The organism is Kribbella sp. NPDC002412 (assembly GCF_053592935.1).
The window spans coordinates 133,424-148,346 of the sequence record NZ_JBSFBL010000015.1; the positions used below are offsets into that span (position 1 = coordinate 133,424).

At 69.9% G+C, this 14,923-nt stretch carries 14 protein-coding genes; 9 read left to right on the forward strand and 5 right to left on the reverse strand.

The features are described 5' to 3' along the window. The first annotated feature begins 56 nt into the window (after positions 1-56). The 3 genes from ACWCOV_RS15235 to ACWCOV_RS15245 all read left to right on the forward strand — a co-directional run bounded on the left by ACWCOV_RS15235 (position 57) and on the right by ACWCOV_RS15245 (position 4,876). Positions 57-2,933: a DivIVA domain-containing protein gene (locus ACWCOV_RS15235; RefSeq protein ID WP_449829862.1), complete on the forward strand. Its 2,877-nt coding sequence runs from the start codon at positions 57-59 to the stop codon at positions 2,931-2,933. Positions 2,934-3,665: 732 nt separating this feature from the next. Beyond that, entirely contained in the window at positions 3,666-4,319 is a 654-nt protein-coding gene (locus ACWCOV_RS15240) for a hypothetical protein (RefSeq protein ID WP_449829848.1), read from the forward strand. Beyond that, entirely contained in the window at positions 4,316-4,876 is a 561-nt protein-coding gene (locus tag ACWCOV_RS15245) for a DNA-3-methyladenine glycosylase I (protein WP_449829849.1), read from the forward strand. Before ACWCOV_RS15240 ends, ACWCOV_RS15245 begins: the two co-directional genes overlap by 4 nt. A 245-nt stretch (positions 4,877-5,121) precedes the next feature. Here the strand turns inward: ACWCOV_RS15245 and ACWCOV_RS15250 are convergent, their stop codons facing one another. The 3 genes from ACWCOV_RS15250 to ACWCOV_RS15260 form a co-directional block, all read right to left on the reverse strand. Next, positions 5,122-5,700, reverse strand: coding sequence for a hypothetical protein (locus tag ACWCOV_RS15250; protein WP_449829850.1), 579 nt, complete (start codon positions 5,698-5,700; stop codon positions 5,122-5,124). A gap of 249 nt (positions 5,701-5,949) precedes the next feature. Beyond that, positions 5,950-6,741: an enoyl-CoA hydratase/isomerase family protein gene (locus ACWCOV_RS15255; protein WP_449829851.1), complete on the reverse strand. Its 792-nt coding sequence runs from the start codon at positions 6,739-6,741 to the stop codon at positions 5,950-5,952. A 34-nt stretch (positions 6,742-6,775) separates the two neighbouring features. Then, a complete protein-coding gene (locus tag ACWCOV_RS15260) occupies positions 6,776-7,582 on the reverse strand; it encodes a PaaX family transcriptional regulator (protein WP_449829852.1) in 807 nt (268 codons plus the stop codon). Positions 7,583-7,745: 163 nt separating this feature from the next. Here ACWCOV_RS15260 and ACWCOV_RS15265 point away from each other — a divergent pair, with 163 nt between their 5' ends. The 4 genes from ACWCOV_RS15265 to ACWCOV_RS15280 all read left to right on the forward strand — a co-directional run bounded on the left by ACWCOV_RS15265 (position 7,746) and on the right by ACWCOV_RS15280 (position 10,996). Further along, the gene (locus tag ACWCOV_RS15265) at positions 7,746-7,913 is read left to right on the forward strand and encodes a DUF3117 domain-containing protein (protein ID WP_012923066.1); all 168 of its coding nucleotides are present in this window, start codon (positions 7,746-7,748) and stop codon (positions 7,911-7,913) included. 138 nt (positions 7,914-8,051) lie between these two features. Further along, positions 8,052-9,569 carry a leucyl aminopeptidase family protein gene (locus tag ACWCOV_RS15270; RefSeq protein WP_449829853.1) on the forward strand — a complete coding sequence of 506 codons (1,518 nt, stop codon included), beginning with the start codon at positions 8,052-8,054 and terminating at the stop codon, positions 9,567-9,569. An 83-nt stretch (positions 9,570-9,652) separates the two neighbouring features. Beyond that, complete coding sequence (locus tag ACWCOV_RS15275) at positions 9,653-10,501, forward strand: AAC(3) family N-acetyltransferase (RefSeq protein ID WP_449829854.1); 849 nt, start codon at positions 9,653-9,655, stop codon at positions 10,499-10,501. Positions 10,502-10,543: 42 nt separating this feature from the next. Next, the gene (locus ACWCOV_RS15280; protein WP_449829855.1) at positions 10,544-10,996 is read left to right on the forward strand and encodes a group II truncated hemoglobin; all 453 of its coding nucleotides are present in this window, start codon (positions 10,544-10,546) and stop codon (positions 10,994-10,996) included. Here the strand turns inward: ACWCOV_RS15280 and glgA are convergent. Together glgA and ACWCOV_RS15290 are read right to left on the reverse strand one after the other, a co-directional pair. Further along, entirely contained in the window at positions 10,986-12,143 is a 1,158-nt protein-coding gene (glgA, locus tag ACWCOV_RS15285) for a glycogen synthase (protein WP_449829856.1), read from the reverse strand. The genes ACWCOV_RS15280 and glgA overlap by 11 nt on opposite strands. Before the next feature lie 18 nt (positions 12,144-12,161). Next, entirely contained in the window at positions 12,162-12,707 is a 546-nt protein-coding gene (locus ACWCOV_RS15290) for a GNAT family N-acetyltransferase (protein ID WP_449829857.1), read from the reverse strand. Between the two features lie 230 nt (positions 12,708-12,937). Here ACWCOV_RS15290 and glgC point away from each other — a divergent pair, with 230 nt between their 5' ends. Both glgC and ACWCOV_RS15300 read left to right on the forward strand, forming a co-directional pair. Further along, positions 12,938-14,194 (forward strand): glucose-1-phosphate adenylyltransferase, encoded by a 1,257-nt coding sequence (gene glgC, locus ACWCOV_RS15295; protein WP_449829858.1) that lies wholly within the window; start codon positions 12,938-12,940, stop codon positions 14,192-14,194. Further along, the coding region (locus ACWCOV_RS15300; RefSeq protein ID WP_449829859.1) for an aminotransferase class V-fold PLP-dependent enzyme at positions 14,191-14,923 on the forward strand (733 nt) is incomplete at its 3' end. The genes glgC and ACWCOV_RS15300, both read left to right, overlap by 4 nt.

The window sequence follows — 14,923 nt, forward strand, 5'->3', positions numbered from 1 at the left end:
GAATCGGTGTCCGATTGTGCGGGTGACTTCGTCGGCATGGCACGATCGGTCCCGTGATGTGGTTCTTCGGGCTGATCGTGGTGCTGTTGATCGGGGCTGTCGCAGTCGTGGCCTCGGGTCGTTGGGGTGCCATGAGTACGGCGTACGACGACCGGCCCGACCTCAGCGTCCCGGCCCGGCAGGCGCTCACCGCCACGGACATCGAGGCGGCCCGCTTCGGCGTCGCGCTCCGTGGCTACCGGATGGACGAGGTCGACACCCTCCTCGAACGCGTCGCCCGCGAAGTCGCCGAACGCGACCGCCGCATCGCCGACCTCGAGCGAGCCGTCTCGCCCATCATCGACGGCCCCGGCTTCGCCACGGACCCCGACTACAACCCCACCGACTTCGACGACACCGGCACCCAGAAGCCAATCCTGGTCGGCGGCGACTTCCCAGAACCCCCGACCGCACAGCCGACCGATGCACCCACCGCCTCCCAGCCGGCCGAATCCGCCCCGGCAGAGCCCGGCCCAGCCGAGCCCGGCCCAGCCGAGCCCCGCCCAGCCGAGTCCGGCCCGGGCGGTTCTGGAGCCGACGGGTCCCCGGCGGCTGGGTCCTCGGCGACTGGGCGCGCGGCGGACGGGTCCGAAGCGACTGGGCACGCGGCGGACGGGGCCGAAGCGACTGGGTCTCAGGCGAGCAGTTCCGGCTCGGCCGACCGCGCGGCAGGCACGCCCGGAGCAGCCGTACTCGCGGCAGGCGCGCCCGGAGCCGGGCTCGCGGCAGGCGCCGCGGCCGCCGGCGCAGTTGTCGGAGCGACGGCTGCCGACTCTGCTCCTGATGGCACCGATTCGTCCGCGGCACCCTCACCAGCCTCGGACCCCTCTGACGCTGCGGCCACAGCACCCGCCGCGCGGCAGTCACCAGCAGAAGACGAGCCGGACACCAAGGAAGTCCCAGTAGCCGACTCCTCCGGCGCCGCCGACGAGTACGAACGCCTCCAGGCCGAAGCCCGAGCCCTCCTGGACGCCCAGTCCCACCCAGCCCCACCCCACAGAACCCCCGAGCCCCCAACCACCACCCCGAACCCCCAAGCCAACACCCCACAGCCCGACCAGGACGCCGGTCCGCAGGCCCAACCCGCGCCCTCTCAGGACACTGATCCGGAGACTCACTCCGCTCAGCGCAATGCCCCGCAGGCGCAGTCCGCGCCGCCGCAGGACGACGCATCGCAGTCCTGGTCCATACCTGCTCAGGACGATGGCCCGCAGTCCCAGAGCGAGTTCAGGCCGGGGGATGCTTCGCAGGGGCAGTCCGCGCAGAGCTGGGGCGACGCTGCTGAGGCGCAGTTCGTGCCCGGTCAATCTGACCTCGGGCAGCAGCCTCCGACCATCACGTTGCAGCAGCCGGAGGCGGCGCCGTACAGCCCGCAGCAGCCCGAGTCCTACGCTCCGCAGGTGTCGTACGAGTCACCGGCCTACCCGCAGCCGCAGGCGGACCCGTACGCCGCCCAGCAACCCGAGCCGTGGTTCCCCGAGGAGCACCCGGCAACCCCGACCAACGCCGAGCCCACACCAGCCCCCGTCGACCAGCACCGTGCAGCCCACTCCGTAGACACGGAGGGCGCCCCTGGCCAGTCGCAGCAGGCGCCTTCGGCTGAGGTGACCCAGGAGTTCCCGCTGACGGAGACTCAGCAGGACAGCGCACAGACCGCACCTGCACCCCAGTGGGTCCTCCCGGAGCCCGTACCCCAGTGGCAGCAACCAGCCACTCAGGCGTATCACGAGCAGCCAACTGACCAGCCGGCGTACGACGACCAGCAAGCCGGCCCGCAGTGGCAGCCCCAGTCCTCGCCCGACGAGCAGACGTACACACCCCTCCCGCCCAACCAGCAACCGCCGGCACAGCACCAGCAAGCCCTACAGCCGCAGTCCGACCCGTCGAACCAGACTCAGCAGACGGACCAGTTCCAGCAGTACCCGGCACCGGGCCCGCAGGAGCAGGACTACCCGACCCAGGAGCAGCAGTACCCGCAGGCGCAGGAGTACGCGCAACAGTCACAGGACCTCCCGGCGCAGCAGCAGCACTCCCAGCAGGAGCACCCAGCGCGGCCGGAGCACCTCGCGCAGGAGCAGCACCCGGCGCACGAGCAGCACCCGCAGCAGTACCCGCAGGAGCAGCCCGTGCAGCAGGAGAACTCGCAGGGGCAATACCCGGCTGAGGCGCAGTACCCGCCTCAGGGGCAGCAGTCTTCGCAGTACCCGGAGCAGGGTGGGCAGGAGCCTGCGCGGGAGCAGGCGGAAGAGCAATGGCAGTTCTGGCCACCAGCAGACCAGCAGCCGACTACGCCACTGTGGCCTACCCAGTCACCGCAGAACGGCGGCTACGCAAACCCCGAGCAGCCCAGCCAGCAACCCCAGCAAGGCGGCTACCCAGCGCAGCAGCCAGGTGGCTACCAGACCGAGCAGCGACCGCAGAACGGCGGCTACGCAGCCTCCGACCATGGCCCGCAGCAGGGCGGCTACCCGGCACAGGAGCAGGGCGGCTACCGGCCCGAGCACCCACCGCAGAACGGTAGCTACACAGGACCACAGCAAGCTGCGCAGCCGGGCGGCTACCCAGTCCACGAGCAGCGTGGTTACCAGGGCGAGCAGACTCCGCAGAACGGCGGCTACGCGGCACCTCAGCAAGGTCAGCAGGGTGGTTATCAGCCCGACCAGGGTGGCTACGGCAGCCCCGAACAGGCCTACCCAGGACCTCAGCAAGGTGGGCATCCGATGCCTCAGCCGGGCGGATACCCGACACCTGAGCCAGGTGGACCTGCTGCTTCTCAGCAGGGCGCTCAACCGACGGCAGAGCCGGGTGGACAACCCGCTCCTCAGCAGGGTGCGTATCCGGAGCCGGGGTACGAGCAGACCCCAGAGCACGGCGCCTACCAGCGGCCCAGCTGACACGACTGCCCACCACCTCCCGAAGGCGGGCGCTGAGCGCCTAAGCAGGGTGGTGGGCTACGCAGCGCCTGAGCAAGAGCGCCTGAGCAAGGTGGACGTCCTGGTTCTCAGCAGGGTGCTCAACCGGCGGCCGAACAGAGTGGACAACTCGGTCCTCAGCAGGGTGCATATCCAGAGCTGCGGCACGAGCTGGCCCCGGAGCAGGCCGCCTATCAGCGCCCCAGGTGACACTGCGCAGCACCTCGGGAGGGTGGGCGCTGGGCGCTCAGCAGGCGGGCTGCGCCACGCGTCAGCAAGGCGAACCTCCTCCCTCAGGCCCTGGGCACCCACCTGAGGCGCTGGGGACCCACCTGAGGCACTGAACGCCCACCGCGCTGACTCGCTGAGTCGCCGTGTCAACTCGGCCGTCGACGAGCATCTAGCCCTGCGCATGTCTGCCCGTCCGCCTGCTCCGGATATCCGCACCACTGGGACGCGGCACACCCAACAGCTCGGCCGCCTACTAGCCACTCACCGCTGGGGCGAGCAGTCCGTCTCCTGCGCTGGGCGGCGGACTGCCCGGCGGCCAGTGGTGGTTGGTGGGTCTCGGTGGGTGGCTGGTTGGTGGCTGAGCAGGGTGGGTGTGGTGGGGGTTGGCGGGGTGAGTGGGTGGCGGGGTGGGGTGAATGTTGGGGGGATTGCTGGGAGGGTCGGGGGATGAAGGGTGCGCGGAGTTGTCATGCGGAGGCGTCGGTGGTTTTGCCGCTGGGGGTGGAGGCGGCTTGGGACGTGGTTGTCGACTGGGAGCGGCAGTCGCGGTGGATGGTGCTGACTCGGGTTTGGGGGACGGAGAACGGTGGGGTCGGGGTCGGGGGTGGGGTGGCGGCGCGGACTTCTGTCGGTGGCTTGGGGTTCACTGACGACATGGTCATCACACACTGGGATCCGCCGCGGGAGTGCACGGTGAAGCATCTCGGCACGGTCGTGCGCGGCACCGGGACCTTCGCGATCAGGCCCGCATCGGACGACCCTGCGGCTGGCACGCTTGCGGACGGCAGGGACTCAGCATCGGCCGACCGCTTAGCTGGCACGGCCGCGGACGCCAACGCGGAGGCATCGGCTGACCGCGTGGCTGGCGCGGCTGGGGGTGGCAGCGCGGAGGCGTCGGCTGACCGCGTGGCTGGCACGGCTGGGGAGGGCGACGCGGAGGCATCGGCTGACCGTGTAGCTGGCACGCCCACGCGCGATGGGGCGGAGTTGGGGAGCCGGAGTGTTTTTACCTGGGCGGAGGATGTTGTGCCGCCGTTGGGGAAGGTGGGGGTTGTGGTGTGGCCGGTGGTGCGGCCGGTGTTCGAGGGGATGATGCGGGTGTCGTTGCGGCGGCTGGTGCGGGAGGTGGCGGGGTGACGGTGATCGGGCCGGACGGGCAGCCGCGGTGCGGGTGGGCGACGTCGGCGCCGGAGTACGTCGAGTACCACGACAACGAGTGGGGCAAGGAGATCCGCGACGACGTCGGGCTGTTCGAGCGGATGACGCTGGAGGGGTTCCAGTCGGGGCTGTCGTGGATCACGATCCTGCGGAAGCGGGAGAACTTCCGTGCCGCGTTCGCGCACTTCGACCCGGCGGTGATCGCGAAGTACGGCGCCGACGACTTCGAACGCTTGATGGCGGACACCGGCATCGTCCGCAACCGGCTGAAGATCAACGCGACCATCTCGAACGCGCGCGCGTTGCTGGAGCTGGACGACGGGGAGTTCACCGAGCTGCTGTGGTCGTTCCGGCCGGCCGAGCACAAGGCGCCGAAGACGTTGGGCGACGTGCCTGCCACCACGCCGGAGTCGGTCGCGATGTCGAAAGCCCTGAAGAAAAAGGGTTTCGTGTTCGTTGGTCCCACCACCGCTTACGCGCTGATGCAGGCGACAGGCATCGTCAACGACCACTTGTCGACCTGCATCGCGCGCTGACCAATCAGGCCCTGAGCGGCATAGCCCGCTAACCGGAATGTTCACGTTGACTCGGTGCACGTGCAGCTAGCTCGTGCATCTGCAAAGTGCACCGAGAAATGTTGAAAATAAGGGAACACAAACGGCTGAACGAGTTGTGTTCCGGGTGCTGAACGTGATGAGGTATTCACCGGGCTCCCCGGCTGTCAGGTGGTTGTCCGGCCGTGACTCGCCCGGCCGGAACGCGGTCGGGGGGCCCACCAACGTTACGGCGCAGTGTTCTCGCCGGCCGAGCTGAAGGCAGTGCGAAACACATCGGTGTTCGTCAGCCCCGACACCTGCGCACCGGTCTGCGTGGTCGTCCAGTAGACGTTGGCTTCAGCAAACGGATCCGCCGCGTCGTCCGCCGTACCGAACTGACGCACCCACGTCCGACGGTCCGATGAGTACTTCGCGAGTACGCCGTCGAACCTGCCGACACTCGTCTCCAGCGCACCGTCGGTGAAGCCGGCGACGTACACATCCCCAGCGCCGTCGACGGCCGCCGTGTAGCTCCGATCCGCCACGCCCGGTACGCCGAACTGCTTCAACCACCGTTGATTCCCGGTCGTGTACCCGGTCACCACAACCCAAGCACCCGAGACGGCCACCCCGTACGCGCGTTCCGTCCCGCTCGTCCCGGGCGAGCGCGTCCACTCCCGCGGCCCGTCCGGCGCGTACTTGGTCAGCGCGACATCCTTGCCACCCGCGTACGGCGCCCCGTCCAGCGACCCCTCGACCGCGACCGCCTGGTAAACGTTGCCTGCGGCATGTGGGTGTAGTCGGCCGGCTTCGGGTTCTTCCACTTGTCGTCGCCGACCGCGATGAACAGGTGCGACCGCAGGCCCTTCGCGGCGAACGACTTGAACGCGGGCCGGGTAGTTAGCCGCAGGTACGCCGTCTCCGAGAACGGATCCGTGCCCTTGCCGAAGGCACCGAACTCACGGGCGCTCGAGGGGTGGGTCGGCCCGGGTCGGCGCCGGTGTACGCCGAGTCGACGTAGTAGCTGTCGCGACTCGACCACGGCGCGTCCGGCATGACCGCGGGCGAGGAACCTATCGGCCGTTGAACGTGGGCTTCTGCTTGGTGACGAAGGCGGCGACCGCGTTGCGGTGGTCCTCGGTGTCGCCGGTGAGCTCCATCTTCCCGGCCTCGAACACCAGCGCCTCGGCCAGCGTGTGGGTCGCCGAGTATCCGACTGACTGCCGCACCGCGCCGTACGCGACCGTCGGCCCGGCCGCGAGCTTCGCCGCGAGCTCGCCGACCGCCTCCTCGAACTCGGCCGCCGGTACGACGCTCGTCGCCAGGCCGAGCGTCAACGCCTCGTCGGCGCGCACCGTCCGCGGGAAGTAGAGCAGCTCGAGCGCCTTCGCCTGCCCGATCAGCCGGGGGAGCGTCCACGAGATCCCGGTGTCGCAGGACAGCGCGATCCCGGTGAAGGCGAGGTTGAACCCGGCCGCGTCCGACACGATCCGGAAGTCGCACGCGAACGCCATCGACGCGCCGGCGCCGGCCGCGACTCCGTTCACCGCCGCGATCACCGGCTTCGGCATCTCGGCCAGCGCCAGCGCGATCGGCGCGAAGTGGTCCGGCACGGTGCTCCACAGCGCGGCCGTGTCGTTCGCCTCGAGCAGCCCGATGTGCTCCTTGAGGTCCTGCCCGACGCAGAACGCCCGGCCGGTCCCGGTCAGCACGACGACCCGGACCGCGTCGTCCTCGGCGGCCGCCAGCACGCTGTCGCGGAGCAGGACCTTGGTCGGCGTGTCGAGCGCGTTCATCGCCTCCGGCCGGTTCAGCGTGATGGTGGCTACGCCGTCGGTCACGGTGTAGGTGACGGAGTCACTCATCGTGGTCAGCTCCTTGACAATCGGTGACGGAAACTCAGTGAAGCGTCAGGCAGTCGTCGACGAAACGCCCGGCCGCGGGGCTCAGTCGTTCGGCGTGGAAATCGAAGAACGCGGCCGCCTTGGTCCCGGCCCAGCCGGCCGGCAGCAGCTCGGCCGGCAACCCCGGGTCCCGGAACAGGAACTTGCGCCACTCGTGCACCAGTTCCGACCGGACGGCGAACGCCTGCTCGTCGGTGGTGTCGTCGCCGGCGCTCTCGACCAGCGCCTTCGCCTCGATCAGCCAGGCGTCGTACGACGCGCCGAGCTCGTCCAGCCGCCAGACCCGGCGGGCGAACTCGACCGCGCCGTCGTCGACCGGGGCCCGGAACCGGTCTGCCGCGATCCCCTCCAGGCCGAGAATCTGGTCCACCTCGGCGTCGTTGCGCAGGCCGACCCAGGCGCCGTCGGACAGCGGAGCCCAACCCAGAAAGGCGAGCTGGCTCGCGAGCTGCTCACGGCGGCGGGCGTTCGGCACCTCCCGCAGGATCCCGAGGTGCCAGTGCCGGTCCCAGTCGCCGGGACCGTTGCCACCGGCTCCCTCCGGCGAGGTGCGGTAGATCCGGGCGGCCGCGTCGTCCAGCCGGCGACGCGCCCGGGCGGTCAGCTCGTACCCGGGCTGACCGTCGATCCGGACCGGCTCCAGCCAGCCCTGGCGGACCATCCGCGACACCGCCGTACGCACCGCGGGCGGGTGGACACCGAGCGGTGCGAGCAGCCGGACCAGGGCCGCGACGGGCGCCCGGCCACCTCGCGCGCGCAGGTGGTCGCCGTACAGGTCGAAGAGGGCAGAACGGGCGTGCACGTGCCTGAGTCTGCCGTATGGTGCGCGGCTCTGGCCTGTGATCGGGAATAATGGGTCCTGATACACACTGCGATACGCGCCGACGGCGCATCACCGCACGCGCCGGAGACGGTACCCAGTGCGGTGTCGTCGCTCAACACCGACACTGGGAAGGGGTGCGCGCATGGCGGCGATGAAGCCGCGGACGGGCGATGGTCCGCTCGAGGTCACCAAGGAGGGGCGGGGGATCGTGATGCGGGTTCCGCTCGAGGGCGGCGGTCGGCTCGTCGTCGAGCTGAACGCCGACGAAGCGACCGAGCTCGGCAACGCGCTCAAGGCCGTTGTCGGCTGAGCGCTCTCCCCGGGGTGCCACGCACTCCTTGACATATCTACAACGACCCCGGTGGGTGCCTTTTGTGGCACCGGCCGGGGTCGTTACGGTTGGCCGGGCGTTTCCGACAACTTTTGATCAAACAGTGAGGTCCTCCTAGTGGCTCGCCGCAGCAGCAAGTTCGCGTTCCCCACCCTTCCGGTCGTGGCCTGGCAGCCCGGACTGCCGGTGCACGGCGCCTCGACCTGGGTGATCGTGGTCGGCGAGAGCGGCCTGCCCGCCGCCGCGAAGGACGCCGGCGAACGCCTCGGCGTGGACCTCACCCGGTTGCTGGAGGCCCAGCAGGCGACCGGCTTCAGCCCGACGGCCGGCGCGACCGCGTCGTACCCGCTGCTGACCGGTGAGGTGGCCGAGGTCCTGCTGGTCGGGGCCGGCGACGGCAGCGCGAAGGACCTGCGACACGCCGGAGCGGCGATCGCCAGATTCGGCCGCGGCAAGGACGACCTGACCACGGTAGTTGCTGACGGCATCGATGATGCGGGTTTGCAGGCTTTTGCGGAGGGCGTCGTACTGGGGTCCTTCACGTACACGCTGAAGACGGTCGATCCGGGGAAGCCGGTGGTGGCGCGGGTGACGGTCACGGACGGCTCGGACGACGACCGGCAGGTCGAGCTCGACCGCGGCGTCGTGATCGGCCGGACCGGGTGGCTGGCGCGGCAGTTCGCCACCACGCCGTCGAACGAGAAGGACCCGGCTTGGCTGGCTGCGCGCGCGACCGAGCTGGCTGCCGAGTCCGGTCTCGAGGTGACCGTTTGGGACGAGAAGCAGTTGGCTGCGGACGGGTTCGGGGGGATTCTCGCGGTCGGCAAGGGGTCGACTCGGCCGCCTCGGTTCATCCGGCTCGATTATGTCCCGGCGGGCGCCGGCGACGACACGCCGTACGTCGTACTCGTTGGCAAGGGCATCACGTATGACACCGGCGGTCTGTCGCTGAAGCCGCGCGAGGGCATGGTGTCGATGAAGCGGGATATGACCGGCGGCGGGTCCGTGATCGCCACACTGTCCGCTTTGCGTGAGCTCGGCGCTCAGGTGCGGGTGACCGGGTTGATCTGCGCGGCGGAGAACATGCCGTCGGGTACGGCGTACCGGCCGGACGACGTGATCCGGCACTACGGCGGGCGGACCACCGAGGTCAAGAACACCGACGCCGAAGGGCGTCTGGTCCTCGCCGACGGGCTCGCGTACGCGGTCAAGGAGCTCGAGCCCGACGTCATCGTTGACATTGCGACCCTGACCGGCGCGATCAAGGTCTCCCTTGGGTCGATGCTGTACGGCGGTTTGTTCGCCACCGACGACGCGTTGGCCGACAACCTGGCCGATGCTGGGCGGGTGTCGGGGGAGGAGCTCTGGCGGATGCCGCTGGCGCCGGAGTACCAGGAGCTGATCGCCACTCCGATCGCGGACTCGGTCAACAGCTCCAAGGGCCCGGGCTCCATCACGGCCGCCCTCTTCCTGAAGCCCTTTGCCGGCGACATCCCGTGGGCCCACCTCGACCTCTCGTCGATCGCCGAGTCCCCGGCCGACCGCCTCGAGTACACCCCCGGCGCCACCGGGGCCGGCGCCCGCCTCCTCACCACCTGGCTGACCTCCCCCACCCCCACCGCCGGCATCAGCTGACCTCCATCCCACGCGCCGACGACAGGCTGGCGGCCGAAACTTCGTGGACTTGGGAACTCGCGGGTGGTTTTATCGCCGGTGCTATGAACGACGCTGGGGTTGTCACGGAAGCCGGGATCGCTGAGGGCCTCGCTGGGTTGGGGCTGGGTTCGACGTCGTCGGTGCTGGTGCATGCGTCGTTGCGCTCGTTCGGGTGGGTTGACGGTGGGGCTGAGGCCGTCTGCCGGGCGCTGGTCGGCAGCTGCGGGACCGTGATGATGGTCGGTGGGAGTTGGGAGCTGACCGGGTTGCCCGCTCCGCCAGGGCTGGTTCGGCCGCACAACGCGTACTACAACGCGGAGACCTGGGCGGCCTTCGACGACGCGGTCGGGAAGGCCGTCCCGTTCACGCCGGACCTGCCGGTCGACGGCTGGCTCGGGCGCATCCCCGAGGCGTTGCGCCTGGGCCATCAGCACGAGCGCGGCACTCACCCGCTGTTCTCATTTCTCGCGGTTGGCACGCACGCGCGCGAGCTGATCGACGCTCAGCGCCTCGATTGGCCGCTCGGACCGATCGAGGCGCTTGCCGAACTGGGCGGCCATGTCCTGCTGCTCGGCGTCGGCCACACCTCGAACACCACAATCCACCTCGCCGAACAGCGCCTGGGCCGGTCGCTGTTCTACCGGTACGCCAAGGCAGGCCCCGGCGCGTGGATGGAGCTCCCGAACGTCTCAGGCGAGAGCCACCGCTTCGACGAGATCGAGCCCGAGCTGCGACCCCACACACGCGAGCTACGCATCGGCAACTGCCGCGCCCGGCTCATCGCCGTCGAGGACGTGCTGGCATGCGCGACCCGACTGATCGCGGCCGACCCGGCGGCTCTCCTGTGCGAGGACAAGGACTGCCGCTGCGGTGCGGCGCTCGAGCAACGGTTGGCGTTCCTCCAGCGCTGAGCCACGTGGCGGGCAGGGGTGGGTGGGGTGTAAAAGGTGGGGATGGCTACGGTGTTCGAGGCTTCGGGCGGGGCGGCGGGGATGTTGCGGTTGGCTCACGCTTGGCATGAGCGGGTGATGGCCGACGAGGTGGTCAGTCACGCGTTCAGCCATGGGTTTCACCCGGAGCACAGTGTGCGGTTGGCGGCGTACTGGGGTGAGGCTTTGGGTGGGCCGCCGACGTACAGCGAGGTCTACGGGGATGAGACGTACGTCGTCCGGTTGCACAGCGGGAACGGGCCGCACGAGGAGATGGACCGGCGGGCGATCGCCTGTTTCGACCAGGCGTTGAGCGACACCGGACTGGATGCGGACGAGCGGCTGCGCGCCGTCCTGCACGACTACTTCGCCTGGGCGACCACGGTGGCGATGTCGAAGTACCACGAGTCCGCCGACGACGTCCCGGCCGACCTGTCGATCCCGCGCTGGTCCTGGGACGGCCTGATCATCGGGTGAGCGTGTTGTAGAGCGCGACGGTGCGGTCGGCCACGGCGTCCCAGCCGAACTCGGAGACGGCGCGGTCGCGGCCGGCCTTGCCCATGGCCGAGGCCTTGGCGGGGTTGTCGATCAGGTCGTTGATGCCCGCGGCGAGGCCGCGTTCGAAGGCGTCGACGTCGTTCTCGTCGTACGGGACCAGGGTGCCGGTGACGCCGTCGTCGACGACCTCGGGGATGCCGCCGACCGCGCTCGCGACGACGGCGGTCTCGCACGCCATCGCCTCCAGGTTGACGATGCCGAGCGGTTCGTAGACCGACGGGCAGCAGAACGCCAGCGCGTGCGTGAGCACCTGCCGGACGTCCTCGCGCGGCAGCATCTCGGAGACCACGAACACGCCGTCCCGGGCCGCCTTCAGGTCGTCGATCAGCGCGTCGGTCTCGGCCTTGAGCTCGACCGTGTCGGCCGCGCCGGCCAGCAGCACCAGCTGGACCGACGGGTCCAGCCGCAGGCCGGCCCGGAGCAGGTGCGGGACGCCCTTCTGCCGGGTGATCCGGCCGACGAACGTCACGTACGGGCGGTTCAGGTCGACCCCGAGCCGCTCCAGCACGCTGGTGGACGGGTCGGGAGTGTAGAAGTCGGCGTCGATCCCGTTCGAGATGACGTGCACCTTGTCCGGGTCGATCCCCGGGTAGCAGTCCAGTACGTCGTCCCGCATCCCGCGACTGACCGCGACCACGGCGTCGGCGGCCTCGTACGCCGTACGCTCGGCCCAGCTGGACAGCGCGTAGCCGCCGCCCAGCTGCTCGGCCTTCCACGGCCGGCGGGGCTCCAGCGAGTGCGCGGTCACCACGTGCGGGACGCCGTACAGGAGCTTGGCCCAGTGGCCGGCCATGTTGGCGTACCAGGTGTGGGAGTGCACCAGCTGGGAGTCACCGACCGCCGCGGTCATGGTCAGGTCCGTGGACAGGATGCGCAGCGCCGCGTTCGCGTCCGGCATCCGCGCATCCTCCTCGGAGTGCGCGGTCGCGCCCAGCCGGGGCTCGCCCATGCAGTGCACGTCCACGTCGAGCAGGCGGCGCAGCTCGCGGACCAGGAAGTCCACGTGCACCCCCGCCCCGCCGTACACGTCCGGAGGAAACTCACGCGTCAGGATCGCCACCTTCATGTGCCCGACCCTAGGACATCACGACGTTCGTGTCGGTACCCAGAAACGCAGCTTTCCGTGTCGCTCGTCCTCCAGCTCGCCGCCGGCGGCCTCGATCACGCGGCGGGAGCCGAGGTTGTTCGTGTCGCAGGTGACCAGGGCCGGGTCGATGCCGAGGCCGGCGGCGATCGGGAGCGACTGGACCAGCATCCGGGTCGCGTGGCCCTGGCGCCGGGCCGACGGGCGGACGCAGTACCCGATGTGGCCGGCGACCTCGAGCAGCGGCGGGGTCAGCCAGTGCCGGATCGACAGCCGGCCCAGGAACTCGACGCCGTCGACGTACCAGAGCACGGTCTGGTGCACGATGCCGGGCGGGAGCTCGGTCGACGGGTCCGCCTCGGCCTTGATCGCCTCGACCAGCCGGTGGAACTCGGCCGGGTCTTCCGCCTGCTCCCGGGTCCACTCCTCGTCGTCGTTCGCGATCGACTTCGCGCCCATCCAGCGCTCGTGGTCCGGCCCGAGCTCGTCCCAGGTGGCGAGGAACGAGCGGTGAACGGCGACGGTCGGCACGATGAGCATAGGCATCTACACAGTGTCGCGACACTCGCAAGCACCTTATGCCCCGGGTGATCCCGGACCAAGGCCATGCACACCCCTCCTGCACAGTGTGATCAGGCACTCGGTGGGCACCTCGCGGCGCCGGAGAGACGCCCACGATGCTCTGCATCGAGGCCGCCTCTCCGGCACCCCGATGCACTCCACCGAGCACCTGCTCACACTGCACATGAGGGGTGCGCATGGCCTAAGGTGCGGACATGGCAAAGGCGCCCAAAGTTCTCGGAATCGTCCTGGCTGGTGGCGAGGGGAAGCGGCTGATGCCGCTGACGGCCGACCGGGCCAAACCCGCGGTGCCGTTCGGCGGCAGTTATCGCCTGATCGACTTCGTGCTGTCGAACCTGGTCAACGCCGGGTACCGCAACCTGTGCGTGCTGACCCAGTACAAGTCGCACTCGCTGGACCGGCACGTCACGCTGACCTGGCGAATGTCGACCCTGCTCGGCAACTTCGTCACCTGCGTCCCGGCCCAGCAGCGGCTCGGCCCGCAGTGGTACCAGGGCAGCGCGGACGCGATCTACCAGTCGATGAACCTGATCAACGACCACAAGCCCGACATCATCGTGGTGTTCGGCGCCGACCACGTGTACCGGATGGACGCCTCCCAGATGGTGGCGGCGCACCTGGAACGCGGGAACGGCGTGACCGTGGCCGGGATCCGGGTGCCGCGGGTGGAGGCGACCGAGTTCGGCGTGATCAAGACCGGGCCGGACGGGCACGCCATCGAGGAGTTCCTGGAGAAGCCGGCCGACCCGCCCGGGCTGCCGGACTCGCCGGACGAGACGTTCGCGTCGATGGGCAACTACGTGTTCAGCGCCGACGTGCTGGTGGAGGCGCTGCGCAAGGACGCGGCCGACCCGGCGTCCCGGCACGACATGGGCGGCGACATCGTCCCGATGCTGGTTGCCGAGGGCAAGGCCGGGGTCTACGACTTCAAGGACAACGACGTCCCGGGCGCGCTGGACCGGGACCGCTCGTACTGGCGGGACGTGGGGTCACTGGACTCCTACCACGAGGCGCACATGGACCTGGTCTCGATCCAGCCGGTGTTCAACCTGTACAACTCCGACTGGCCGATCTTCACCTCGCACCCGCAGCTGCCGGGCGCGAAGTTCACCGACGACGCGACCGTCGGCGAGTCGATCGTCTGCCAGGGCTCGGTGGTGACCGGGGCGACCGTGGAGCACTCGGTGCTGGGCTCCAACGTGGTCGTCAGCGCCGGCGCGTCCATCGAGCGCGCGGTGATCATGGACAACTGCCGGATCGGCGCGAACGCCGTGCTGAAGAACGTCATCCTGGACAAGAACGTGGTGGTCCCGGACGGTGTCGAGATCGGCGTCGACCCGGACTACGACCGCGAGCGCGGCTTCACCGTGTCCAAGGGCGGCGTGACCGTGCTCGGCAAGGGCCACGTGATCGAGCCGGCCCGGGCGAAGGACGAGGTCGCCGGGGCGTGAGCGCGCTGGAGGAGGAGGCGCTGAAGCTCGATGCCGCGGACCCCGGGCACCGGGACCTCTTCGACGTGCCTCCGGCCCAGGGCGGCGACTACCCCGAGGTCGCCTACTTCGCCGGGAACTCGCTCGGCCTGCGTCCCAAGGCGACCCGGACCGAGCTGCTCGAGGACCTGGACGCCTGGGCCGCGCTCGGCGTCGAGGGACACCTGGACGCGGACCGGCCGTGGCTGCCGTACCACGAGCTGCTGACCGGTCCGGCGGCCCGCCTGGTCGGCGCGCTGCCGAGCGAGACCGTGGTGATGAACTCGCTCACGGTCAACCTGCACCTGCTGATGGTCTCGTTCTACCGCCCGACCAACTCGCGGCACCGGATCGTGATCGAGGACTCGGCCTTCCCGTCCGACAGCTACGCCGTCCGCTCCCAGGCCCGGTTCCACGGGTACGACGCCGAGGACGCGATCATCCGCCTCCGGCCCCGCCCGGGTGAGCACACCCTGCGTACGGCGGACGTCGTCGAGCAACTGGGTGGCGACGTGGCCCTGGTGCTGCTCGGCGGGGTGAACTACCTGACCGGTGAGCTGATGGACATCCCGGCGATCACCAAGGCCGGTCACGCGGCCGGCGCGGTCGTCGGCTGGGACCTGGCCCACGCGGCCGGGAACGTGCCGCTGGCGTTGCACGACTGGGGTGTGGACTTCGCCGCCTGGTGCTCGTACAAGTACCTGAACTCGG